General features: G+C 70.4%; 21 protein-coding genes. 12 read left to right on the top strand and 9 right to left on the bottom strand.

Features of this window, described 5'->3' with window-relative positions:
* Positions 1–80: 80 nt before the first annotated feature.
* Both ACRWK7_RS11055 and ACRWK7_RS11050 read right to left on the bottom strand, forming a co-directional pair.
* A complete protein-coding gene (locus tag ACRWK7_RS11055; protein ID WP_431856261.1) occupies positions 81–1,733 on the bottom strand; it encodes an acyl-CoA synthetase in 1,653 nt (550 codons plus the stop codon).
* 230 nt (positions 1,734–1,963) lie between these two features.
* Positions 1,964–2,932, bottom strand: a complete 969-nt coding sequence (locus ACRWK7_RS11050; protein WP_431856260.1) for a lytic transglycosylase domain-containing protein — start codon at positions 2,930–2,932, stop codon at positions 1,964–1,966.
* 392 nt (positions 2,933–3,324) lie between these two features.
* Here ACRWK7_RS11050 and ACRWK7_RS11045 point away from each other — a divergent pair, with 392 nt between their 5' ends.
* From ACRWK7_RS11045 to ACRWK7_RS11035, 3 genes are read left to right on the top strand one after another with little or no spacing between them, the layout of a single operon-like run.
* A complete protein-coding gene (locus tag ACRWK7_RS11045) occupies positions 3,325–3,936 on the top strand; it encodes a hypothetical protein (protein WP_431856259.1) in 612 nt (203 codons plus the stop codon).
* On the top strand, positions 3,927–5,018 hold the full coding sequence (locus ACRWK7_RS11040) for an NnrS family protein (protein ID WP_431856258.1): 1,092 nt from the start codon (positions 3,927–3,929) through the stop codon (positions 5,016–5,018). The genes ACRWK7_RS11045 and ACRWK7_RS11040 overlap by 10 nt, the downstream gene beginning before the upstream one ends.
* A 25-nt stretch (positions 5,019–5,043) precedes the next feature.
* Entirely contained in the window at positions 5,044–5,547 is a 504-nt protein-coding gene (locus ACRWK7_RS11035) for a hemerythrin domain-containing protein (RefSeq protein ID WP_431856257.1), read from the top strand.
* On the opposite strand, the gene ACRWK7_RS11030 is transcribed toward ACRWK7_RS11035, so the two are convergent.
* A complete protein-coding gene (locus ACRWK7_RS11030) occupies positions 5,532–6,119 on the bottom strand; it encodes a TetR/AcrR family transcriptional regulator (protein WP_431856256.1) in 588 nt (195 codons plus the stop codon). The genes ACRWK7_RS11035 and ACRWK7_RS11030 overlap by 16 nt on opposite strands.
* A gap of 109 nt (positions 6,120–6,228) precedes the next feature.
* Here ACRWK7_RS11030 and ACRWK7_RS11025 point away from each other — a divergent pair, with 109 nt between their 5' ends.
* The 4 genes from ACRWK7_RS11025 to ACRWK7_RS11010 all read left to right on the top strand — a co-directional run bounded on the left by ACRWK7_RS11025 (position 6,229) and on the right by ACRWK7_RS11010 (position 9,952).
* Positions 6,229–6,714: a MaoC family dehydratase gene (locus ACRWK7_RS11025; protein ID WP_431856255.1), complete on the top strand. Its 486-nt coding sequence runs from the start codon at positions 6,229–6,231 to the stop codon at positions 6,712–6,714.
* Positions 6,715–7,031: 317 nt separating this feature from the next.
* Entirely contained in the window at positions 7,032–7,409 is a 378-nt protein-coding gene (locus tag ACRWK7_RS11020) for a response regulator transcription factor (protein WP_431856254.1), read from the top strand.
* A 16-nt stretch (positions 7,410–7,425) separates the two neighbouring features.
* Positions 7,426–8,049 carry a chemotaxis protein CheC gene (locus tag ACRWK7_RS11015; RefSeq protein ID WP_431856253.1) on the top strand — a complete coding sequence of 208 codons (624 nt, stop codon included), beginning with the start codon at positions 7,426–7,428 and terminating at the stop codon, positions 8,047–8,049.
* Between the two features lie 10 nt (positions 8,050–8,059).
* Positions 8,060–9,952 (top strand): PAS domain-containing hybrid sensor histidine kinase/response regulator, encoded by a 1,893-nt coding sequence (locus tag ACRWK7_RS11010; protein WP_431856252.1) that lies wholly within the window; start codon positions 8,060–8,062, stop codon positions 9,950–9,952.
* 325 nt (positions 9,953–10,277) lie between these two features.
* On the opposite strand, the gene ACRWK7_RS11005 is transcribed toward ACRWK7_RS11010, so the two are convergent.
* The 5 genes from ACRWK7_RS11005 to ACRWK7_RS10985 form a co-directional block, all read right to left on the bottom strand.
* Positions 10,278–11,105: a 3-keto-5-aminohexanoate cleavage protein gene (locus tag ACRWK7_RS11005; protein WP_431856251.1), complete on the bottom strand. Its 828-nt coding sequence runs from the start codon at positions 11,103–11,105 to the stop codon at positions 10,278–10,280.
* The gene (locus tag ACRWK7_RS11000; protein WP_431856274.1) at positions 11,105–14,233 is read right to left on the bottom strand and encodes an efflux RND transporter permease subunit; all 3,129 of its coding nucleotides are present in this window, start codon (positions 14,231–14,233) and stop codon (positions 11,105–11,107) included. Before ACRWK7_RS11000 ends, ACRWK7_RS11005 begins: the two co-directional genes overlap by 1 nt.
* Complete coding sequence (locus ACRWK7_RS10995) at positions 14,233–15,414, bottom strand: efflux RND transporter periplasmic adaptor subunit (RefSeq protein WP_431856250.1); 1,182 nt, start codon at positions 15,412–15,414, stop codon at positions 14,233–14,235. Before ACRWK7_RS10995 ends, ACRWK7_RS11000 begins: the two co-directional genes overlap by 1 nt.
* 11 nt (positions 15,415–15,425) lie before the next feature.
* A complete protein-coding gene (locus tag ACRWK7_RS10990) occupies positions 15,426–16,046 on the bottom strand; it encodes a TetR/AcrR family transcriptional regulator (protein WP_431856249.1) in 621 nt (206 codons plus the stop codon).
* Between the two features lie 84 nt (positions 16,047–16,130).
* Positions 16,131–16,952, bottom strand: coding sequence for a hypothetical protein (locus ACRWK7_RS10985; RefSeq protein WP_431856248.1), 822 nt, complete (start codon positions 16,950–16,952; stop codon positions 16,131–16,133).
* A 136-nt stretch (positions 16,953–17,088) separates the two neighbouring features.
* Here ACRWK7_RS10985 and ACRWK7_RS10980 point away from each other — a divergent pair, with 136 nt between their 5' ends.
* From ACRWK7_RS10980 to ACRWK7_RS10970, 3 genes are all read left to right on the top strand, one after another.
* Positions 17,089–17,748, top strand: coding sequence for a TetR family transcriptional regulator (locus ACRWK7_RS10980; RefSeq protein WP_431856247.1), 660 nt, complete (start codon positions 17,089–17,091; stop codon positions 17,746–17,748).
* Positions 17,741–18,886 (top strand): efflux RND transporter periplasmic adaptor subunit, encoded by a 1,146-nt coding sequence (locus ACRWK7_RS10975; protein ID WP_431856246.1) that lies wholly within the window; start codon positions 17,741–17,743, stop codon positions 18,884–18,886. Before ACRWK7_RS10980 ends, ACRWK7_RS10975 begins: the two co-directional genes overlap by 8 nt.
* Positions 18,887–19,072: 186 nt before the next feature.
* Positions 19,073–22,204 carry an efflux RND transporter permease subunit gene (locus ACRWK7_RS10970; RefSeq protein WP_431856245.1) on the top strand — a complete coding sequence of 1,044 codons (3,132 nt, stop codon included), beginning with the start codon at positions 19,073–19,075 and terminating at the stop codon, positions 22,202–22,204.
* A gap of 119 nt (positions 22,205–22,323) precedes the next feature.
* Here ACRWK7_RS10970 and ACRWK7_RS10965 read toward each other — a convergent pair whose 3' ends face one another.
* The gene (locus ACRWK7_RS10965; RefSeq protein WP_431856244.1) at positions 22,324–22,503 is read right to left on the bottom strand and encodes a hypothetical protein; all 180 of its coding nucleotides are present in this window, start codon (positions 22,501–22,503) and stop codon (positions 22,324–22,326) included.
* Positions 22,504–22,902: 399 nt separating this feature from the next.
* On the opposite strand from ACRWK7_RS10965, the gene ACRWK7_RS10960 reads away from it, so the two are divergent.
* Both ACRWK7_RS10960 and ACRWK7_RS10955 read left to right on the top strand, forming a co-directional pair.
* Positions 22,903–23,454, top strand: a complete 552-nt coding sequence (locus ACRWK7_RS10960) for a Uma2 family endonuclease (RefSeq protein WP_431856243.1) — start codon at positions 22,903–22,905, stop codon at positions 23,452–23,454.
* Positions 23,455–23,457: 3 nt separating this feature from the next.
* Positions 23,458–24,417, top strand: coding sequence for an MBL fold metallo-hydrolase (locus ACRWK7_RS10955; protein WP_431856242.1), 960 nt, complete (start codon positions 23,458–23,460; stop codon positions 24,415–24,417).
* Positions 24,418–24,446 lie beyond the last annotated feature (29 nt).

Raw genomic sequence — 24,446 nt, 5'->3', positions numbered from 1 at the left:
AATGCTCAAGCGGCGGTGAAAATACCGCCGGAGCGGGGCGAGCGGTAGGGGATTCTACCGGTCCGCCCGATCCGCCCGCGTCACAGCCCCTTCGCCTGGTCGCGCAGCACGAACTTCTGGATCTTGCCGGTCGAGGTCTTCGGCAGCGGGCCGAACACCACGGTGCGCGGCACCTTGTAGCGCGCCATGTTCTGCTGGCAGTAGGCGATGATGTCCGCCTCGCTCACCTGATCCTCGGAGCCGGGCTTGAGCGTCACGAAGGCGCAGGGCGTCTCGCCCCACTTCGCGTCGGGACGCGCCACCACGGCGGCCTCCATGACGTGCGGGTGCCTGTACAGCACCTCCTCGACCTCCAGCGACGCGATGTTCTCGCCGCCGGAGATGATGATGTCTTTCGAGCGGTCCTTGATCTCGACGTAGGAGTCGGGGTGCAGCACGGCGAGGTCGCCGGTGTGCAGCCAGCCGTCGCGCAGCGTCTCCTCCGTCGCCTTCGGGTTCTTCAGATAGCCCTTCATCACCGTGTTGCCGCGCAGCGCCAGTTCGCCCAGCGTCTTGCCGTCGGCGGGGACCGGCTGGCCGGTGGCGGGGTCGAGCACCGTCTGCTCGGCCATCATCACCATGTTGACGCCCTGGCGCGCCATCAGCACGGCACGCTCCTCCAGCGCCATCCCGTCCCACGCGTCCTGCCACGCGCAGACGCTGGAGGGGCCGTAGCACTCGGTCATGCCGTAGAGATGGGTCACGGCGAAGCCCATGCGCTCCATCTTGTCGATGACCGCGCTCGGGGGCGCCGCGCCGCCGGTGGCGACGCTGACCGGGCCGTGGCCGAACGCGCGCTTCACCGCATCCGGGGCGTGGATCAGCATGGTCAGCACCACCGGCGCGCCGCACAGGTGGGTGACCTTCTCCTCGGCGATCAGGCGGAAGATCTCGGCGGGATCGACGGCGCGCAGGCAGACGTGGGTGCCGCCCACCGCGGTCACCGCCCAGGGGTAGGTCCAGCCGTTGCAGTGGAACATCGGCAGCGTCCACAGATAGACGCTGCGCGGCGTGAGCGCGAAGGTCAGCGCGTTGGACAGCGCGTTCAGGTGCGCGCCGCGGTGATGGTAGACGACGCCCTTCGGATTGCCGGTGGTGCCCGAGGTGTAGTTCAGCGCGATCGACGCCCACTCGTCGTCCGGGAAGGTGAAGGGGCGTTCCGGGTCGCCGGTGGCGAGGAAGTCCTCGTACTCCACGTCGCCGACCGGCTCGGCACCCTGGGCGTGCGGGTCGTCGATCCAGACGACGCGCGGCTTGCTCTCCATGCTCTCCAGCGCGGCGCGGGCGACCGATGCCAAACCGCGGTCGACGATGAACAGCTTCGCCTCGCAATGGCCGAGGATGAAGGCCACCGTGGCGGAGTCGAGCCGCGTGTTGATGGCGTTCAGCACCGCGCCGCAACCGGGCACGCCGAAGTGCGCCTCCAACATCGCCGGGGTGTTGGGGATCAGCACCGAGACCACGTCGCCGGTGCGGATGCCGGCACGCTCCAGCGCGCTGGCGAGGCGGCGGGCGCGCTGCTCCAACTCGCGGTAGGTCAGACGATAGTCGCCGTAGATGCACGCCGTCTTGGTCGGATACACCTGCGCGGAACGGCACAGGAAGTCGAGCGGCGTCAGCGGCTGGTGGTTGGCGGCGCGCTTGTTCAGACCGGTCTCGTCCACGGCATCCTCCCTTTGGGCGTTTACCGGCATGGTAGGGCGGGCGCGGCGGACCGGGCAAGGGAAAGGCGCGTGGCGGAACGTTAAACCGCAGCATCGCGCACAAGATTTACACGGATTTCACGGATTTAGGCGCGGATTACACGGAATCCTTCGGCTCCGCACGTTCACGGCGAACAGGCACACCGCACGGATCAAGAGAGATCCGTGCAATCCGTGCCTAAATCCGTGAAATCCGTGTGAAAGCCTTTGTTTCCCGGCGATCAGAACCGCGCCGGCGCGCTCGGCGGGGTCTGGGCGACGCAGACGCTGTCCTTGCCCTTCAGACTGCCGCAACCGTTGCTGCGCTGGGTGACGAAGCGGATCTGCACGCGATCCGGGTCGATGCCCGGCTGCAGGAACGCCTCGGCGATCTGGTAGCGGATGTTCGGCTTGGCCGCCTTGGCGGCCGGCTGGGCCGCGGCGACCTGCACCGGGGCGGGCACGGGCGCGGGCAGCGGCGCCGTCTGCGGCTTCTCCCGGGCGGGAGCGGGCGCCAGCGCCGGCGGCGGAGCGGGCGGCGGCTCGGGCGCGGCGGCGACGAAGACCGGCGGCGGCGGGGCCACCGGCTCCTCGTTGCGGGCCGGCTCGGCCTTCGCCGGTTCGGTCTTCGCGGGTTCAGGCTTCGGCGGCAGGACGGCAACCTCCACCGCGGTGGCGCTGCTGGAGGCCGACGGCATGCGCGGCTCGTCCTTGCCGACCTTCGGCGTCAGCGCGGCGAGGTACAGCTTCGTCTCGCGCGGCAGCTTCTGCTTGCCGGCGAGGTGCTGCGCGTAGCACTTCGGGCCGCAGTTGTAGGCGGCGAGGAAGCCCGGTGCGCCGAACAGGTCGTACATCTCGCGCAGGTACGCGGTGCCGGCCATGATGTTGTCGCGCGGGTCGGCCGGGTCGGGGCCCAGCCCATAGGCGTTGCGCATCAGGTCGTAGGTGCCGGGCATCACCTGCATCAGGCCGAGCGCGCCGGCCGAGCTGGTGGTGACGCGCCCGTTGACGGTGGCGCGGCCGCCGCTCTCGCGCAGCATCACGGCGCGGATCCACGGCACCGGCACGTCGAAGCGGGCCGACGCCTCGCGCATGTAGGGGACCCAGCGGGCCAGGGGATCGTTGGGGTTGATCGGCGCCTCGGCGGCCGGAGCGTCCGCCACGGTGGTCGGCTGGGTGGTCGCGCACCCGGCCAGACTGGCCCCGATCATCAGGAGAGCGCCAAGGGCAAACCGCGCCGAACGCTCTTTCGTGCCCGCCAGGGCCAGAGTGCCGTGAATATTCACTAAAAAGCGCCCGATCCGATGTCATACGATCGATAGGAGTAGTTGGCTTTTTCAGTGAGGCGTCCGGCCAAGTCAAGCGGCAAGGGCAGACTGCGACATCAGCTACGCCGTTTTTCCGATCTGTTCTGCCCGAGACAGGACATTTTGCAGACAAGCGTGAGACACGGCACTATCCGGACCCGAACCATTTCCGAATCGTGCGCGACACCGGGCGCGACTCGGAGGCAACCGCGCGACGGTTTGTCCGCGGTCAAATCGGGCGGCGCCGCGCCGGGCTAGCGTGCGCCCTCCCCTCACCGGCCGGAGCCATCGCCCCCATGTCCTTCCCCGCCTTCTACGACCAAGCCCCGCGCATCCGCGTCCGCGACCCGCTGAGCGCCTTCCTCGGCGCGAGCGACGACGGCGTGCTGGAGTACGGCTACGCCGACGCCGTCCGGCTCGCCGGGCATTCCTGCCCGACGCTGGCCGGCGCCTACCTGATGACGGTGAAGGCGCTGAACCATCTCTACGGCGACACGCTGCCGGAGCGCGGTGGAATCCAGGTGCACTTCCGCGAGGCCGAGACCACCAGCGCCACCGGCGTCATGGGCCGGGTGGCGGCGCTGCTCACCGGGGCGGCGGGCGACGACGGCTTCAAGGGCATCGCCGGCCACTTCGACCGCCGCGACCGCCTGTTCTTCGGCGCCAACATCACCGGCGACGTGGCCTTCCGCCGCCTCGACACCGGGGCCGGTGTGCAGGCGAGCTTCCGCGGCGCCGCCGTCCCCGCGTCGCCAGAGACGCGCGATCTGCTGCCGGCGGTGCTGAACGGCGCCGGCTCGGCCGAGGACGCCCAGTGCTTCCGCGCGCTGTGGCAGGGCCGGGTGAAGGCGATCCTGGTCGATCACGCCGACGACCCGGCGCTGGTGGACCTGTCGGCGTGGGCCTAGACGCCCCCGCCGCGCGCCGGCCGAGCGGCCACCGGGTGTTCTTCCCGCTGGCGCTGGCCTACGCCGGCCTGTCGGTGCCGTACTGGACGGCGGCCTACGCCGGCCTGCTGCCGGCCGCCTGGACGCCCGCCGTGCACGCGCACGAGATGGTCATGGGCTACGCGCTGGCGGTGGTCGGCGGCTTCCTGCTGACCAAGCCGTCGCGCGGCGCGCTGGCGCTGGCGGTGGCGGCGTGGCTGCTCGGCCGGGCGGCGGTGCTGGCCGGGTTGCCGGCGGTGCTGGCGGTTCCGATGACGCTGGCCTACCCCCTGGTGCTGTTCGCGCTCGGCGGCTGGCCGTTCCTGCGCGCCGCGAAGAGCGGCCACAACGCCGTCTTCGGCCCGCTGGTCGGCGCCTTCGCCGTGGCCGAGACCCTGTACTGGAGCGGCGACGGCCGCACCGGCGCGCTGTTCGCCCTGCACGTGGTGGGCCTGCTGCTGTTCGTCATGGGCGGCCGCATCATCCCCGCCGCCACCGCGGGCGAGGTGCGCCGCCAAGGCGGCCTGCTGGTCGAGCGGGTGCAGCCGCGCGTCGAGTGGATCGGCATCGCCGGCGGCGTCCTCGCCGCCGCCTCGGTCGCCACCGGCTGGCTGCCGGAGGCCGGCGCCGCCGGCGCGGCGGTGATCGGGCTGGCGGCGTGGCTGCGGCTGGCGCGCTGGCGGACGGCGGCGGTGCTCGGGCGGCCCGACCTGTGGAGCCTGCACCTGGGCACCGCGTGGCTCGGCCTCGGCTGGCTCGCGGCGGCTGTGGAGCGCGTCGCCCCCCTGCCCGGCGGCGCCGGCTGGCACCTGCTGGGCACGGCGGCGCTCGGCACGCTGGCGGGCGCCATGATGGTGCGCGTTGCCCTGCAGCGCGAGGCCTGCCCGCCGGACTTCCCGCCCGCCGCCACGCTGGCCGTGGGGCTGGTCGGCGGCGCCGCGTTGTTGCGGGTCGCCGCGGGATGGCTGGTGCCGGACGTTCTGTTCCCCTTGGCCGCGCTCGCCTGGATGGCGGCGCACGGCTTGCTTTTCATCGTGGTCGGGCGGATTCTGCGCCGCAGCTGACCGCTTGGACCGAGGAGGGTCCCCCATGCAGGCCATTTCCCAGACCGGCCGCCTCATCAACGAGGACCACGACCGCACCGCCGCGCTCCTCAACCGGCTCGAGGCGCACCTGGAGCAGGCCGAGGCCCGCGGCATCCCCGCGCTCGATGGGGAGGTCCGCACCCTGGTCGCCGACCTCAACACCGAGTTGGAAACCGAACTGACCGGCCACTTCGACTTCGAGGAGCGCGTGCTGTTCCCGCTGATCGCCAACTCCGGCGGGCACGAGATGGTGCAGCACCTGTTCAACGAGCACGAGGCGATGCGCCCCATCGGCCAGCGCCTGCAACGCTACTGCGCGCTGGCGCTGCGCGACGGCTTCGACGAGGACAGCTACGGCGCCTTCGTCCATTTCGGCTGGGACATCCTGGACCGGCTGGAGCGCCACCTGCAGATCGAAGAGACCGCCTTCCTGCTGGCCGTCGAGGCGCTGATGCTCAACAACCCGGACCTGGACGCGAAGATCGCGGCCGGCTACCGCGCGTCCTGACCGCACGCCGCGTCGATCAGCACCGCCGCCGCCGCGGGAATGGCGCGGGCTGCCACGTCGGGACCCAGCATCCGCCCGCCGGCGTAGGCGCCCTGCATCATCAGCAGCAGATGCTCCGCCAGCGCCTCCGGCTCGCGCGCGCCGGCCTGCGCCGCGAGATCACGCAGGTGGTCGCGCAGGACGCGGGCGTGGCGCTCGGCGATGGCGCGGCCGGGGTGCTCGGTGTCGCGGAACTCCACCATCGTGTTGATGAACGGGCAGCCGCGGAACTTTGGGTGCGCCGACCACTTGCCGAGCGCCGCGAACAGCGCCTTCAGCTGCGCGCGCGGGTCGCCGGGGTGGCGCGCCACCACGCCCTGCCACCACGCCCAGAACATGGCGTCGGTGTCCTCCAGCCACGCGCAAATCAGGTCGTCCTTGGAGGCGAAGTTCCGGTACAGGCTCATCTTCGCCACGCCGGAGCGGGCGATGATGGTGTCGATGCCGACCGCCCGAATGCCCTCGCGGTAGAACAGCTCCGCCGCCGTGTCCAGGATCCGCTCGCGCGCCGTACGGCGCCCGTCGTCGCTCATCGTGTCACCCATCGAAAACCGCGTTGACATGATACAGACCTGTCTCTACCATCGCAAGCCATGAGACAGACCTGTCTCCCCACCATTCCGGCCGAGGAGCCCCGGACGCATGCTCTACCTCGACGACCTGAAGCCGGGCGATCGCCACACCGGCGGCTCCGTGACCGTGAGCGAGGAGGACATCTTCGCCTTCGCCCGCCAGTTCGACCCGCAGCCCTTCCACCTCGATCCCGAGGCGGCCAAGGACACGGTGTTCCGCGGTCTGGCGGCGAGCGGTTGGCACACCGCGGCGCTGACCATGCGGATGATCGTCGACAGCCCCCACACCTTTGCGGGCGGCTTCATCGGCATGGGCGTGGAATCGCTTGCCTGGCCGCGCCCGGTGCGCGCCGGCGACACGCTGACGGCCGAGAGCGAGGTGCTGGAGGTCCGCCCCTCCACGAAGCGCCCGGACCAGGGCGTGGTCCGCGTGCGCGTCGTCACCCGCAACCAGTCTGGCGAGGACGTCCTGCTCTGGACCGCGAACCTGCTGGTTCAGCGCCGCCCCCGCGCCGACGCGAGCGCCGAGGCGGATCGGCGCGCCGCCGCCGAATAGCCGACCTCTCCATATTCAAGGGCGGCGCCGGACTTCCGGCTGCCGCCGCGCTTTCCGCTTGCAAACAAAACCTTCCGCCAGACGAGCGAAACTTAAGAAAAACGCTCTGCATATCCGCCTATACAGCACGCATGACGCACCCGTCCAAACGGGCTAATGACCGTCTTCTTGTTGACGGCCCTGGGTAAACCCCTATTTGATCAATCTTGGAATAGGAGAACATTCGCGGCATTGCGGCGTGTGCGTGTCCAACAACACGGTGCGCGGGGCCTTGTCGCGGCGGCAATACCGACGCGGGCAGGATAGCAAGGCGCATTATGGCGGAAACGTTTCTTGTGGTGGACGACAGCAAGCTCGCCCGCATGGTGGTGCGCCAGGCACTGCGCGACCTGCACCCGGACTGTGCCATTCTCGAAGCGGCCACCGGCCCCGAGGCCGACCGGGTGGACGGCGTCGACACGCTGAGCGCCGCCTTCATCGACTTCAACATGCCCGACGAGGACGGGTTGGAACTGGCCGCCCGGCTGCGCGCCCGCCGGCCGGACCTGCCGATCGCCATCATCTCCGCCAACGCGCAGACCGACGTGCTGGAGCGCGCCCGCGATCTCGGCGCCGCGTTCCTCGAAAAGCCGGTGTCCCGCGACGCGTTGGCGGGCTTCGTCGCCGCGCCCGCCGCGCAGCGCCGCAGCGCCTGAGCCGCGGGGCCGCGCCATGCTGGATTCCTTCAGTGAACTGGAGACGGACGCTCTGACCGAACTGGTCAACGTCTCGGTCAGCAAGGCGGCGGTGACGCTCAGCAAGATGGTTCAGGGCGGCGTGTCGCTGACCGTGCCGAAGGTGCACGTGGTGCCGCGCGCCTCCGCCGCCGCGGCGCTGACCACGCGCGCCGACGACCAGCTGGTCGCCGTCGGCGAGGAGTTCCAGGGCAGCTTCTCCGGCGCCGCTGTGATGGTCTTCCCGGTCTCCAACAGCCTGGAGCTGGTGCGCGCCGTGCTGCCGCACATGGCCGACCTGGACGAGATCATCGAGATGGAGCAGGAGGCGCTGAGCGAGATCGGCAACATCCTGATCAACAGCTGCCTGTCGACGCTGGCCAACATGCTGCACCAGCGCATCACCACCTCGCTGCCGCGGGTCATCTATGGCGCGGCGCTGGAGATCCTCACCTACGGCGGCACCACGGAGTCGGACCAGGTGATGGTCTTCCACGTCGACTTCACGATGAAAGAGCGTGGCATCAAGGGCTTCATCCTGATCGTCATGAGTGTCTCGTCACTGATGGCGCTGCGCCAGAGCGTGGCGGCGATGATCGCGCCCTACGCCGGCCGGGCCTAAGGGCGCCGCCATGTCCGACATCGACTCTCTAGCCGGATTCGACGACCTCGACATCGGCATCATCGTGCTCGACGAGGCGCAGGCGGTGGGCGGCTGGAACCGCTGGATGACGGAGCAGTCGGGCCTGCGCGCCGCGGACGTTCTGGGCAAGCCGCTGTTCGCCCTGTTCCCCGACCTCGCCGACAGCCGTCTGGCGCGCGCGGTGGAAGAGACGCTGGCCTTCGGCACCTCGTCGGTGGTCTCGCACTACCTGAACCCGAACCTGCTGCCGCTGGGCAGCCGCGTCGGCGACCAGACGCAGCCGACGCACCAGTCGATCATCACCAAGCCGCTTCAGGGCCGCCCGGGCTGCCTGCTGCAGGTGCACGACATCACCGTCTCGGTCCGGCGCGAGCGGCAGCTGCGCCAGGGCCGCGCCGCGCGCTACCGCGCCATCGTCGACACCGCCACCGACGCCATCGTGACGGTGGACGAGAGCGGCATCATCCACTCCGCCAACCGCGCCGCGCACACGCTGTTCGGCAGCGTCGAGGGCGCGCTGGTCGACACCCCCATCGCCGTGCGGCTGGAGCAGTTCGAGGAGGGCCGCACCCGGGTGCACCGCGCCGACGGGCGCGAGGTGCACGTCGACATCTCCATCGGCGCCTGGACGGCCGAGGGGCGGCGCTTCTTCACCGCGATCATGCGCGACGTCACGGCGCGCATCGAGATGGAACGCACCATCATCGCCGCGAAGGAGGAAGCCGTCGCCGCCCGCATCGCCGCCGAGGCGGCGAACCGCGCCAAGTCGAAGTTCCTCGCCGCGGCGACGCACGACCTGCGGCAGCCGGTGCAGTCGCTGATGCTGTTCTCGGCCGCGCTGGCCACCGGGCAGGAGTACGGCCGCACCCACGAGGTGCTGAGCCACATGGACAAGGCGCTGGGCGCGCTGAAGGGCCTGCTGGACAGCCTGCTGGACATCTCAAAGCTCGACGCCGGCATCGTCCACGCCAAGCGCGAGGCGTTCCCGATCTCCGACCTGATGGACTCCATCGATTCCGGCTACGCCGGGGTTGCCGCCGCCAAGGGGCTGGGGTGGTCGGTCAGCGCGCCGGACGTGGCGGTGCACAGCGACCCCAACCTGCTCGGCCGCATGGTTCGCAACCTGGTCGAGAACGCCATCCGCTACACCCGGCACGGCGCCATCGGCGTCGAGTGCACGGTGCGCGGCGCGCGGCTGGCCATCTCGGTGCGCGATACCGGCATCGGCATCCCGCCCGAGAGCCTGGAGGAGATCTTCACCGAGTTCCACCAGCTCGCCAACCCGGAGCGCGACCAGAAGCAGGGCCTCGGTCTCGGCCTCGCCATCGTGCGGCGTCTGGCCGGGCTGCTCGACCACACGGTGGACGTACAGTCCGTGCCCGGCCAGGGGTCCGTGTTCACGGTGGAGGTGCCGCTCGACCGCGTCGAGGCGGTGGGACCGGACGCACCGGAGCGGCTGGACGGCAGCGGCGTCTTCGCCATCCTGATCGACGACAACCCGGTGATCCTCATGGGCCTGCGCGCCCTGATGGAGCAGTGGGACTACACGCTGATGACCGCGGAGTCCTGCGACGAGGCGGTGAGCGAGCTGTCCCACGCGGCGCGGGCGCCGGACGTGATCGTCGCCGACTACCGCCTGCGCGAAGGGCGCACCGGCACCCAGGCGATCCACACCATCCGCGCGCGTTTCGGCACGCACATCCCGGCGGTGATGCTGACCGGCGAGAACAGCCCGGAGTGCGTGCTCGACAGCAAGACCGAGGGCTTCACCATCCTGCACAAGCCGGTCGAGCCCGAACAGCTGCGCCGCACCCTCGCCGAGGTGATCCGCGCCGCCGGCCTGCGCCGCCCGCGCGGCCGGCGCGGGATGAAGCACGCCTAAAGATCGCCCGCCCCATCATCGAGACTCTATCCAATCCAGCAAGACGAGCGTCCGCGCCAGCGCTCCACCCACTGGTAATACCGCTTCAGCTTGAAGACATGAAAAAGCCCGGCCGCCGTAGGCGCCGGGCTTCAGTTTTTTCTATTTATTTAACTATTGGCGTTTCCTCCCCCGAAACCGATCCGGCTTTCGCCGCTCGACTTCGCTTGAAGACCTTATGCCAAAGTCTAACCCGGCTTTGAAGCAATCTATGGTAATAGCGCCTGTGTGCTTTCGGAGGACGGCCGACTTGCGCCTAAGGCGTATTCCGTTAAGGGAATACGCCTTAGGTATGAGCTCCAGCGAACAGCGCCCGCGCCTGCTCCGCCGTCGCCAGCGGGCGGCCGAGCAGCGGGGCGAGGTCCGCCGCCTGCCGCACCAGCGCCGCGTTGTCCGGCGCCGTGCCGCCGTCGGCCAGCAGCAGGTTGTTCTCGAAGCCGACGCGGCCGTGTCCGCCGAACGCCGCAGCCGCGGCGACGCACGCGGCCTCGCGCCGGCCGAAGGCGCACACGGCGAAGGGCAGCGGCCGGGTCCAGGCCGCCAGGAAGGGCAGCAGGTCGCGCGGGTCCGACTGCTGGCCGGCGCTGTAACGGCCCAGCACGAACAGCACGCTCGCGCCCGCCGCCGGCACCACGCCGCGCGCCAGCAAATCATCGAAGCGCCGCACGTCGTCGGCGTCGTAGAGGATGTACTGGATCAGCGTTCCCATCCCGGCCTGTTCAGCCAGGAAACGCGCGGCTTCGGGCTCGGCGGCGGCGTCCGGCACGAGCTCGCGCACGGCGGCGGAGAACGCCTCGGGCCGCAGGTCACGCATCGCCGCCATCTGCTGCGCCGGGGTGTAGATCCCCACCGCCTCGGTGGTCGCCTGGATCAGCAGCCCGTCGCCCACCGCGCGCCGGATGGCGGCGGTGGCGGCGCGGTAGGCGTCGGCGTCCAGGGTGTGCCGGCCCTCGGCGTCGCGGACGTGCAGGTGGATCATCGCCGCGCCGGCCTCCCGGCAGCGGGCGGCTTCGCGGGCCAGTTCGTCCGGCGTCATGGGAAGCGCCGGATGGTCGGCCTTGCCGCGGCGGGCGCCGTTCGGCGCCACCGCGACGATCAGGGGGACGTCGTTCATCAATCCTCACCGGCCGGTAGGGCGTGGCCATGCTCGTCGTGTGCCGGGCGGCGGTGCAGCAGGCGCGCGGCGAGGCGGCCGGCGTCCTCCATGTACAGGAACAGCACCGGCGTGATGTAGAGCGTCAGCACCTGCGACACCACGAGGCCGCCGACCACCGCGAGGCCCAGGGGCTGGCGCAGCTCGGCTGCGGCGCCGTGGGCGACGGCGATGGGCAGCGTGCCCATGATCGCCGCCATGGTCGTCATCATGATCGGACGGAAGCGCAGGACGCAGGCGCGCTCGATGGCATCGCGCGGGGACAGTCCCTGCTCGCGCTGTGCCTCCAGCGCGAAGTCGATCATCATGATGGCGTTCTTCTTGACGATGCCGATCAGCATCAGGATGCCGATGACCGAGATGACGTTCAGCTCCTGCCCGAACACCAGCAGCGTCGCCAGGGCGCCGACCGCCGCCGCCGGCAGGCCGGACAGGATGGTCAGCGGGTGGACGAAGCTCTCGTACAGCACGCCCAGCACGATGTAGATCACCAGCACCGCCGCGCCGATCAGCAGCGCCTGCCCCTTCTGGGCGTCCTGGAACACCTGCGCGGTGCCGGCGAAGCCGGTGGTCACCGTGGCCGGCAGGCCGAGCCGCTGCTCCACCGCGCGCACCTGCTCCACCGCGTCGCCCAGCGACGCGCCGGGCGCCAGGTTGAACGAGAGGGTGACGGCCGGCAACTGGCTCTGGTGGTTCACCGACAGCGGGCCGGCGGTGCGGTCGACGCGGGCGAAGGCGTCGAGCGGGATCAGCTTGCCCGCCGTGTTGCGGACGTAGACGCGCGACAGGGCGCTGTCGTCCTGCTGGTACTTCGGGTCCAGTTCGATGAGGACCTGGTAGTCGTTGGACGGCGTGTAGATGGTGGAGACCTGCCGCTGCCCGAAGGCGCTGTAGAGCGTCGAGCGCACCTGGTCCACCGCCACGCCCAGGGTCGCCGCCTTCTCGCGGTCGACGTGGACGTAGGCCTGCGGGCTGTTGAGCTGCAGGTCGCTGGTCACGTCCTGCAGGATCGGCACGTCGTGCAGCGCGCGCTCCAGCTTCTGCGACCATCCATACAGGTCCGAGAGGTCGAGCGCCTGGACGGTGTACTGGTACAGGCTCTTCGACGCGCGGCCGCCGATGCGCAGGTTCTGCACCGGCTGGATGAAGGCGGCGAGGCCGGGGATCTTCTGCATGTCGCGGCGCAGTTCCTGAACGATCTGCTGCGCCGGCGCGCGCTGGTCGCGCGGCTTGAGGGCGACGAACATGCGCCCGGCGTTGCCGGTGGCGTTCGGCCCGCCGGCGCCGGCCGCGGCGTTGACATACTGAACCGCCGGGTGCTGCTGCACCAGCGCCGCCGCCTGCCGCTGCAGCTCGGCCATCGCCGGGAAGGCGATGTCGGGCGCCGCCTCGGTGGTGACGAACAGCTGGCCGATGTCCTCCGTCGGGAAGAAGCCCTTGGGGATGGCGTTGTACAGGTAGGCCGAACCCGCGATGGTGCCGAGGAACACCAGCCCGGTGATCGCCCGCCAGCGCAGCGCCCCGCGCAGCGTCGTCTCGTAGCCGCGCAGCATGGCGTTGAAGCCGCCCTCCAGCACGCGGCCGAAGATCCCCTCCTCCTCCCCGTGCTTCTCGCGGGTCAGGAAGCGCGAGCACAGCATCGGCGTCAGCGTCAGCGACACGAAGGCCGAGGCGGCGATGGACATGGTCACCACCACCGCGAACTCGTGGAACACGCGCCCCACCACGCCGCCCATCAGCAGGATGGGGATGAACACCGCCACCAGCGACAGCGTGATCGAGACGATGGTGAAGCCGATCTCGCGCGAGCCCTTCAGCGCCGCCTCGAACGGGCGCATGCCCTCCTCGATGTAGCGGACGATGTTCTCCAGCATGACGATGGCGTCGTCCACGACGAGGCCGACGGCGAGCGTCAGGCCCATCAGCGATACGTTGTCGATGGAGAAGCCCAGCTTGTACATGCCCGCCGCCGTGGCGATCAGCGAGATCGGCACCGCCAGCGCCGGGATCAGCGTCGCCGACAGCTTGCGCAGGAACAGGAAGATCACCAGGATCACCAGCCCGATGGTGAGCGCCAGGGTGAACTGCACGTCCTCCACCGCCTCGCGGATCGACTGCGAGCGATCGTTGGTTACGCCGATCTCGACGCTGGGCGGCAGCTGCTGCTTGAAGGCGGGCAGCAGGGCGCGCACGCGGTCCACCACCTCCACCGTGTTGGCGTCGGGCTGGCGCTGCACCGCCAGCGTGATGGCGCGGGTGCCGTTGTACCAGTTGGCGATGCGGGTGTTCTCGACCGAGTCCAGCACCGTGGCGACGTCGCCCATGCGCACCGGCGCGCCGTTGCGGAAGGCGATGATCAGGTCGCGGAACGCCTCGGCGTTGGGCAGTTGCGGGTTGGCGGCGAGGACGAGCTGCTGGCGGGCACCCGACAAGGTGCCGACCGGGGTGTTGGCGTTGGCCGACGCCATCGCCTTCTGCACCTCGTCGATGCCGATGCCGCGCGCCGACAGGGCATCCGGGTCGATCTGCACGCGCACCGCGTACTTCTGCGAGCCGTAGATCTGCACCTGCGCCACACCCTCCAGGGTCGAGAGGCGCGGCTGCACGATGGTCTCGGCGTAGTCGTTCAGAGTGGAGAGCGTCTGCGTGGGCGAGCGCAGCGACAGGAACAGGATCGGCTGGTCGGCCGGGTTGACCTTGCGGTAGCTGGGCGGGGTCGTCATCTCCGCCGGCAGGCGGCGCTGGGTGCGGGCGATGGCCGCCTGCACGTCGGCGGCGGCGGCGTCGATGTCGCGCTCCAGCACGAACTGGATGGTGATCGACGTGTTGCCCAGCGTCGAGGACGAGGTGATGGTGTCGATGCCGGCGATGGTGGCGAACTCGCGCTCCAGCGGCGAGGCGATGGAGGCCGCCATGGTCTCCGGGCTGGCGCCGGGCAGCGAGGCCGAGACGCTGATGACCGGGAAGTCCACCCGCGGCAGCGCCGCCACCGGCAGCTGCCGGTACGCTGCCAGACCCGCGAGGACCAGCGCCGCCGTCAGCAGGATGGTCATCACCGGGCGGCGGATGCACAGCTCGGAGATGTTCATCACGACTGCCCTCCGGACTGGGTCGGCTTCGCCGCGTCCGCGTTGCCGGTCTTGGCCCCGCCCTTGTTGTCACCGGGGCCGCGCTCGGCGACGGGGGCGCCGGGGAACAGGCGGGACTGGCCGTCCACCACCACGCGCTCCCCGGCGGTCAGGCCGCTGCCGATGATGGCGAGGTCGCCGTAGGTGCGGGCCACCGTGACGGCGCGCATGTCCACCGTGTTGTCGGGCTTCACCACGTAGACGAAGCGGCCCTCCTGCCCGGTCTGCACCGCGACCGCCGGCACCGTCAGCGCCTGCGGCTCGACGCGGAGCGTCAGCACCGTGTCCACGAACTGGCCGGGCCACAGCAGCGTGTCGGCGTTGGGGAAGGTGGCGCGCACCAGGATGGTGCCGCTCTGCTGGTCGACCTGGCTGTCCACGAAGGTCAGCTCGCCCTCGGCGCGCGGGCCCTTGCCGCCGGAGATGCCCGCGGTGACCTTCAGCTTGCCGGCCGCGAGCGCGGTGCGGATGGCCGGCAGATGGCGCTCGGCGACGTTGAAGGCGACGTTGATCGGGCGCAGCTGCGTGATGGTGACCAGCGGGGTGGCGTCGGCGGCGCGCACCATGGTGCCCAGCTTGGCGTTCACCGTGCCGGTGCGCCCGGCCATCGGCGCGTAGATGCGGGTGTAGCTGAGCGAGACCTTGGCGCTCTCGATGGCGGCGAGGTCGGCCTTCACCGTGCCTTCCAGCGCGTTGGCGGCGGCGACCGCGGCGTCGTACTGCTGGCGGGCGGCGACGGCGCTGCGGAGCAGCTCGCCGTAGCGCACGACGTCGCCGCGCGCCTTCTCGAAGTTGGCGCGGTCGCGCTCCAGGTTCGCCTCGGCGACGCGCAGCTGCGCCTTCAGCGCCCGGTCGTCCAGCGAGAACAGCAGGTCGCCGGCCGCCACCTCCTGCCCCTCGGTGAAGTGCACGGTGTCCACCACCGTATCGACGCGCGCCTTGATGGCGACGGTGGCGATCGGCTGCACGGTGCCGATGGTGGACAGGTCGTCCGGCACCGCCTTCACCGCGGCGGCCTCCAGCACCACCGGGATGGACGGCTTGGCGCCGCCCCCCGCCTTGGCCGTCGTGGCGCCGGCCTGCGGCGCCACCTGGGTGTACCAGTAGCCGCCCGCCGCCAGCGCCGCGACCAGGAGGAGCATCACCAACCGCTTCATAGACCGAAACTCCCCGCGTCGTCGCCCGCCGGTCCCGCCAGCGCGCCCTTGAGTATGAGATCGAGAATGGCGGCCTCCAGCCGCTCCGGTTCCGCATCGCCGGCCATCATCACGGCGCCGCGCGCCATGCCGATGACCAGCAGCGGCGCCAGTTCCATGTCCAGCGACCGGAACCGCCCCGCCGAGCGGCCGGCCTCCAGCACCTCGCGCAGCGCCGCGGCGATGCGGCTGGTGCGGCGGCGCAGCACGGTGCGCATCTGCTCCGCCAGGTGCGAGTGGTCGCCGCCCAGCACCTTCAGCGCCGGCAGCTGCTCGGTAAAGGTGGTCAGCAGCGCCCGCACCTTGCAGGCCAGCACCGCCTCCGGCGCGGCGCCCTCCGGCGGCGGGGCGTGCAGCCGCCCCTCCAGCCGGGCCAGCGCCTCGTCGAAGGCGTGCAGGTACAGCTCCTCCTTGGAAGGGAAATAGCGGTACAGCGTGGCCTTTCCGACCCCCGCCTGCTTCGCGACGTCGTCCACCTGGACGTCGTGGTACGGCCGCCGCGCGAACAGCTCCGCGGCGGCCGCTAGGATCGTCTCGCGCCGACGCACGCGCCAGTCGGGGGTGGTGTCGAGGGGCATGAAAATGAAACTCGCCGGTTCCAAAACCGGACGATATCGTTTCACACCCTAATAATCAAGCGGGGTGGTATCCGGCTGAAAGTGCTAGGCCTCTACCCTCTCCGGAGCCGGATAGCGCGGCTCCAGCAGACGGGTGGGCTGGTTGGCGGGCCGCAGGCGCGCACCGTTGGCACGGATGTCCTGCCACAGCTCCTCAAGATAGGGCAGACCATTGAAGAGGGCCACTGCCGCCAGCACGGAAATCGTGTAACCGGTGGGCAGCGGATCCTCCTTCAGGCGCAGCGACCAGTCGGCCGGCCGGTCGCCGGCGCCGACCATGGCCAGCACCTCCGGCCAGTTCAGCACGGCGACGAAGGACAGCGCCATCAGCGGCAGCATCTCCAGGAAGCTGTGCACGTGCTGCTCCAGCGGCGTCACGTTGCGGTGCTGCACGGCGTAGCCCACGTCCCACAGCGCCGTCGCCTCGTGCAGCACGAAGGACGCGATCATCATCGCCAGCACCGGCGAGGTGATCTCCATGAACAGGGCCGCCAGGGTCGGCACGCCCATCTCCACCAGCATGGCGAGGTGCAGCAGGGATTCGTAGCTGCCGGTGGTGTGCTCGATGTCGGTGGCGCGGTGGCAGAGATAGTCGGCAACGCCGGAGGTGATCCACAGCGGCACCACGAAGAACATCAGGAAGTCGCGCGTCACCTGCGCCACGTCGACGCTGCCGTCGGGCTGGCGCCAGTGCTCCGCCGCCTCCTCGGTGTCCAGGCGATAGCGCGACAGGTAGCCGCCGGCCGCCTGCGCGGCGCGGCGCAAGCCCTCTTCCGCCCGGGTGCGCTGCTCGCGGCGGCGGAACAGGGCCGCCACCCCGACACCCAGGGCGAACACCGACGCCGTCGTGAACAGGAACCCGCGCATGCCCTACCCCCCCACCGATCACTCCTCGCTTGGGCCAACAGCGCCCGCCGCGTCCTGTTCCGGCACAGCGTCGGCACGGCCATTGACAAACGCCGGGTGCATGCATATTGAATGAACGTTCATTTTATAACGAACGATGCCGCACGAATCCCCGCCCCCGCCGACCCGCCGCACGCGCCGCAAGGAGGCCCGCCCCGCCGAGATGATCGACGCGGCGCGCGACCTCTTCATCGAGCGCGGCTTCGCGGCCACCAAGCTGGAGGACGTCGCCCGCCGGGCCGGCGTCTCGGTCGGCCTGCCCTACGTCTACTTCGAGAACAAGGCCGGCCTGTTCAAAGCGGTGGTGCGCGAGTCCGTGCTGCCCAACATCCGTCTGGGCGAGGAGCTGCTGGACAGCTTCCCCGGCACGACGGAGGAACTGCTGCGGCTCATCGTCAACCGCTTCTGGCAGATGAACCGCGAACCGTCGGCCGGCCTGCCCAAACTGGTGGTGGCGGAGGCCACGAACTTCCCCGACATCGCCCGCTTCTACATGGAGGAGGTGGTGATGCGCGGCCGGCGGTTCTTCGCCCGCATCATCCAGCGCGGCATCGACCGCGGCGAGTTCCGCCCGGTGGACGTCATGCAGATGGCCCGCGTGATGGCGGCCCCGCTGTCGATGCTGACCATCTGGACGCACTCCCTGGCCCCGCACGAACTCGACCCCGCGGCGACCGCCGAGGGATTCCTCGACGCCTATCTCGACCTCGTTCTGCACGGCCTGCGGGCCGCACCCAAGGACACCCCCGATGTCTGAGACTTCCCCGCCCCGGCGCCGCGGCATGCGCCGGATCCTGGTGACCCTGCTGGTGGTGGCGGCACTGGCCGGCGCCGGCCTGCTCTGGCAGGCGCGCAGCAGCGGGCAGGCGGCGGTCAACAAGGACGCCCCGGTGCCTGAGCGGGTGCTGGAACTGGCTGCGATCGAGCTGACCCGCGTCGCCCCGCGCCGCCTGACCGAGACGGTGCGGCTGTCCGGCTCCGTCGATCCGGTGAACTGGACGGTGGTGAAGTCCGAAGTCGCGGCGACGCTGGCCGAGGTGCTGGTGCGCGAGGGGCAGGCGGTGGCGCGCGGCGACGTGCTGGCCCGCTTCGACACCCGCGACCTCGCCGCCAAGCTGGCGGAGAAGGAAAGCAACCTCGCCGGCGCCAAGGCGCAGCTGGTCTACGCCGAGAAGACGCGCGCCAAGAACCTGGCGCTGCGCCAGAAGGACATCGTCGCCGAGAGCAGCTACGACCAGGCGCAGAGCACTTGGCAGTTCCAGCAGGCGACCGTGCAGGCGCTGGCCGCGCAGGTGGAGATGGCGCGCAAGGCGCTGAACGACGCGGTGGTCCGCTCGCCCATCGACGGCGTCGTGTCGGAGCGCACGGTCAACCCCGGCGAGACGCTGGCGGTGAACGCCAAGATGTTCGGCATCGTCGATCTCAGCCGCGTCGAGGTGACGGCCACCGTGCCGGCCGACGACGTGGCGCGCCTGAAGCCCGGCCAGACCGTGCTGCTGCGCGTCGAGGGCTTCGGCGAGCGCGAGTTCCGCGGCACGCTGGCGCGCATCAACCCGCAGGCGCGGCCCGGCACCCGGGCGATCCCGGTGTACGTGTCGATCGACAACGCCGACGGGGCGCTGCGCGGTGGCATGTTCGCCAGCGGCGACGCCGTGGTGGCCGAGGCCGGCGACGCGATGGCCCTGCCGCCGGTGGCGCTGCGTCGCGACGACCAGGGCGACTTCGTCCTGACCGTCGTGGGCGACCGCCTGACGCGCACGCCGGTGCGCCGTGGCCCGAGCTGGGCGCGCGGCGAGCTGGTGCAGGTCGAGGGGCTGGAGGCCGGCGCCGTGGTGGTGACCGCCCCGCTGCCCGGGCTGCAGGCCGGACAGGCGGTGCGGACGGCGGGGGTGTAGGCATCATAGCCCTCCCCCGCCTCCGGCGGGGGAGGGTTGGGTGGGGGCAACGGCGCGCACGAGAATCAACGCCTGCCGCCTCCGCCATAGCCCCCACCTTCCCACGCCTGCGGCGCGGGCCCCTTCCTCCCCCTGCGGAGCAGGGGGAGGGGTTCGTGACGATGTAGAGAATTCAAGGCCACCACCATGCCCATCACCCGCATCAGCGTCGACAACCCGGTGTTCGCCACCATGCTGATGGTGGCGCTGATGGTGTTCGGCCTGTTCTCGTACCAGCGCCTGGGCGTCGACCAGTTCCCCGACGTCGACTTCCCGCTGGTGGTGGTCTCCACCGAGTACCCCGGCGCCAGCCCGGAATCGGTCGAGACCGACGTGTCCCGCCCGGTCGAGGAGGCGATCAACACCATCGCCGGCATCAAGACGCTGACCTCGCGCTCCTACGAGGGGCGGTCGGTGGTGATCGCCGAGTTCGACCTGAAGACCGCCTCCACCCAGGCGGTGCAGGACGTGCGCGAGAAGGTCTCGGCCCTGCGCCCGGCCTTCCGCACCGAAGTGAAGGAGCCGCAGATCTCCCGCTTCAACCCGGACGACCAGCCCATCGTGTCGATCGCGGTGAAGTCGGACATCCGGACGCTCCGCGATCTCACCACGCTGACCGACCAGATCATCCTGAAGCGCCTGCAGAACGTGCGCGGCGTCGGGCGCGCCACCATCGCCGGCGGCGTCAAGCGGCAGGTGCAGATCCGCCTGAAGCCGGAACGGCTGGAGGCGCTGGGCGTCGGCGTCGATGAGGTGGTGCGCGCCATCACCAACGAGAACCAGGACATTCCCGCCGGCACCGTTGAGGGCGAGGGGCGCGAGCGCGTCGTCCAGGTCTCCAGCCGCTTCGCCACGCCGCAGCAGTTCCTCGACCTGATCGTGGCGCGCCGCGGCAACACGCCGGTGCGCCTGGGCCAGGTGGCCGAGGTGATCGACGGGCAGGAGGAGCAGGACTCCGTCGCCCTGTTCAACGGCAAGCCGGCGCTGGCGGTGGACGTGGTGCGCGTGCAGGGCGCCAACACGGTGGAGGTCGCCAAGGGCCTGCAGAAGGCGGTTGCCGAGATGCGCCAGAGCGGCGCCGTGCCGCCGGACGTGGAGTTCGTGGTGGTGCGCGACACCGCGCGCGGCATCACCAACTCGCTGAACAACGTGCAGAAGACGCTGGTCGAGGGCGGCGTGCTGACGGTGCTGATCGTCATGCTGTTCCTGGGGTCCTGGCGCAGCACGGTGATCACCGGCCTGACGCTGCCGGTGGCGGTGCTCGGCACCTTCGCGGTGCTGCACTTCATGGGCTACACGCTGAACGTCATGACGCTGATGGCGCTGTCGCTCGCCATCGGCATCCTGATCGACGACGCCATCGTGGTGCGCGAGAACATCATGCGCCACCTGCACCGCGGCCAGACGCACCGGCAGGCGGCGCTGGACGGCACGGCGGAGATCGGGCTGGCGGTGCTGGCCACCACGCTGACCATCGTCGCGGTGTTCCTGCCGGTCGCCTTCATGGGCGGCATCATCGGCCGCTTCTTCCTGCAGTTCGGCATCACCGTCTCGGCGGCGGTGCTGATCTCGCTGTTCGTGTCCTTCACGCTCGACCCCATGCTGTCGTCGCTGTGGTACGACCCGGCGGCGCACGGAAAGCACGGGCGCGGGCCGTTCGGCCGCGTCGCGCAGTGGTTCGAGCGCGCCTTCGAGGGCTTCGCGCAGGGCTACGGCCGGGTGCTGGCGTGGTCGCTGCGGCGGCGCTGGATCGTCATGGTCGCGGCGGCGGCGATCTTCTTCGGCAGCTTCACGCTGGTGCCGCTGATCGGCACCGAGTTCGTCCCGGCCGCCGACCTCGGCGAGTCCGTGGTGGAGGTGGAGACGCCGGTCGGCTCGTCCCTCCCCTACACCACCGCGAAGGTCGAGCAGGCGGTCAAGGCCCTGCACGAGTTCCCGGAGATCGCCTACACCTACGCCACCGTGAACACCGGCGTTTCCGTCGGCAAGAACAAGGCGAGCGTCTACGTCCGCCTCGTGCCGATCGAGCAGCGCAAGCGCTCCCCCAACGACCTCGCCCGGCCGATCCGCGAGCGCCTCGCCGCCATCCCCGGCATCAGCATCAACGTCGGCATCCCCGGGGTGGGCGGCGTGCAGAAGCAGATGCAGGTCTCGGTCCAGGGCCGCGACATCGCCGAGCTCGACCGCATCGCCGGCCAGATCACCGGCGCCATGAACCGGATCGCCGGCTACGTCGACATCGACAGCAGCCTGAAGGCCGCCAAGCCGACGCTGTCGGTGCAGCTGAACCGCGACCTTGCCAGCGACCTCGGCATCGGCACGGCGCAGGTGGCGTCGACGCTGCGGCCGCTGTTCGCCGGCGACAAGATCTCCACCTGGAAGGCGCCGGACGGCGAGACCTACGACGTGCACGTCCGCCTGCCGGAGAGCGCCCGCACCAACCGCGGCGACCTCGACCGCATCTACCTCGCCAGCTCGACCAAGGACACCGACGGCAACCCGCGCATGGTGCCGCTGAGCCAGATCGCCGACGTGCAGACGACGCTCGGCGCCTCGCAGATCAACCGCCGCGACCTGGCGCGTGAGGTGCTGGTCAGCGCCAACGTGCAGAACCGCCCGGTCGGCGATGCCGGCAAGGAGCTGCAGGCGGCGTTGGCGCAGGTGCAGCTGCCGCCCGGTTACCGCATCGTCTTCGGCGGTTCCACCAAGGACATCGCCGAGACCACGGGCTTCGCCGCCCAGGCGCTGAGCCTCGCGGTGATCCTGATCTACCTGATCCTCGCCTCGCAGTTCGGCAGCTTCCTGCAACCCTTCGCCATCATGGCGTCGCTGCCGCTGTCGCTGGTGGGCGTGTTCCTGGGGCTGCTGATCGCCGGCTCCACGCTGAACATCTTCAGCGCCATCGGCTTCATCATGCTGATGGGGCTGGTGACCAAGAACGCCATCCTGCTGGTCGACTTCTCCAACCAGGCGCGCGCCCGCGGCAAGGACCTGCGGGACGCGCTGGTCGAGGCCGGCATCATCCGCCTGCGCCCGATCGTCATGACCACGGCGGCGATGGTGTTCGGCATGCTGCCGCTGGCGCTGGGCATCGGCGAGGGCGCGCAGCAGCGGGCGCCCATGGCGCACGCGGTGATCGGCGGGCTGATCAGCTCGACCGTGCTGACGCTGCTGGTGGTGCCGGTGGTGCTGACCTTCCTGGACGGCATCTCCCGCCGTCTCAAGCGCTGGTTCGGGCGCAAGCGTCCGGACGCGGAGCGGGTGGCGCCGGCGGAGTAGGATTGCGATTGCCCCTCTGCGTCCCTCCCCCGCTTCGCGGGAGAGGGGGCGGCCGATGAAGCGGCAGAGTTCCCTCCACCGCGAAGCGGGGGAGGGCTAGGGAGGGGGCAAAATTCCGCTCAGTTCGGCCGCCGTCCCGCCTGCATCGCGCGCAGGTCCTCCTGGAGCATCGCCTGGAAGCGCAGCAGCGCGCTGCGGCGCTGCGGGCGGTCGGAGCAGCCGGCGATCTCCTCGTCGAGCATCGCCAGCATCGCGCGCGTCTCGTCCTCGGGCATGCGCCAACCGCACAGCGGTTTCATGGGCGGCCTCCGCCTGTTCGTCGCTGGGACGCACCGACATACGCCCCTAAGGCGCGGCTGGAAAGCTCTCCAAAGGTCAAAGGGGGGCGGTTCGCCGCCCGGCATTCGTGGCGAATGCCAATCATCAGTCAAAAAAATTGGGCCGCCGAAGCGGCCCAAGTTTCAGGGAGGAAACAACGAAACGGGAGACGATACAGGCACCGTCTGAACACCATTACAGCCGAAGACCATTAATGGCTGGTAAATGTTGCACCTGCTCCGTCGATATACCGAAATCGAAAGTTGAACATGAGCAACCTGTAGCTCGAGCATTTACGGACAACCTACGGCACCGAATGGGACTGGCGCAACGCACGGATAGTGATAACGTCACGACCACGACAGCCACCGAGGATTCGCATGCCGCCCGACACCCTGCCCGCCACCACCGACTTCCTCGCCTGGGCACGGCGCAACGGCGGCCGGGCGGAGTTCGTGAACGGCACGGCGCAGCACCTGCCGGCCGGCTCGCTGGCACACGACACCATCTGCGGCAACCTGTTCGCCGCACTGCACGCCGGGGCCGACGGCATCGAGCGCCACGTCTTCCTGGGCGCCCTGGTGGAGGTGCCGGGCGTCGGCTATCTCAGCCCCGACCTCGTGTTCGGCACCTGGAGCCCGTCCGGCGAGGAGGTGCACGTGCGTGGCCCGCAGCTCGTCGTCGAGGTCACGTCCCCCGACACCGCGGCGCGCGACCGCGGCTTCAAGTGGAAGGCAATGCAGACCGTCGCGGCGCTGGAACGCTACGTGCTGGTGGACGAGGCGGAGTGGTCGGTCGAGGTCTTCGCCCGCGGCGCCGACGACGGCTGGCGCTACGAGCGGCTGACCGGCACGGAGGATGTTCTGAGCATTCCCTCCTTCGGCTTCGCCATGCCGCTCGCCGCCGTGTACCGCGGCGTGTTCCGGGCCTGACGGATGCCCCGCTACCCGCTGTCCGACCATTGCGACGGCCGGCGCTTCCGCAACGTGCACGCCTCCACCGACAAGCGGTTCGCGGACGTGCTGCGCTTCTGGCGCTCCAAGAACGAATGGACGCCCTGGCCGGAACGGGTGGACGACCCGCCCGCCCCGCCGCCGCCGGGCGCGGCGCCGGACGGGCACGCCGCGCTGACCTTCGTCGGCCATGTCACCTTCCTGATCCGCGTCGGCGGCTGCACGCTGCTGACCGACCCGGTGTGGTCGCCGCACGCCGGCCCCTTCGGCCGCCTGGGGCCGAAGCGCGCGCGCCCGCCGGCCCTGCCGTTCGCGGATCTTCCGCCGCTCGACGCCGTGCTGGTCAGCCACGGCCACTACGACCACATGGACCTGCCGACGCTGAAGCGCCTGTCCGGCACGCCGGTGATCGCCGGGCTGGGCAACAGGCCGTTCCTGGAGCGCCGCGGCGTCCGCCCGGTGCACGAGCTGGACTGGTGGCAGTCGGCCGAGGTGGGCGGGGCGCGCGTCACCTTCGTCCCGGCGCAGCACTGGTCGAGCCGCACGCTGTTCGACCGCAACACCACGCTGTGGGGCGGCTTCGTCGTCGAGTCCGGCGGTGCGTGCGTGTATTTCTGCGGCGACGCCGGCTACAGCCCGCACTTCCGGGAGATCGCGGCGCGCTTCCCGCGCATCGACGTGGCCTTGCTGCCGATCGGCGCCTACGAGCCGCGCTGGTTCATGACGCCGCAGCACATGAACCCCGAGGAGGCGGTGCGCGCCCACCGCGATCTCGGCGCCCGCGCCAGCGTCGCCATGCATTTCGGCACCTTCCGCCTGACGCCGGAGGGCATCGCCGAACCCGTCGCGGCGCTGGACCGCGCCCGCGCCGCGCACGGAGTGGGCGAGGCCGACTTCCGCGTTCCCGCCTTCGGCGAAACGCTGGTGCTTGCCGCCGGTTGAGCGTTCGGCCCATGATGGGGCACATCCGG

The sequence above is a fragment of the Azospirillum sp. genome (genome assembly GCF_050789165.1).
The sequence above is the reverse complement of the archived record's forward strand: the minus strand, read 5'-3'. Positions and strand labels throughout refer to the sequence as shown.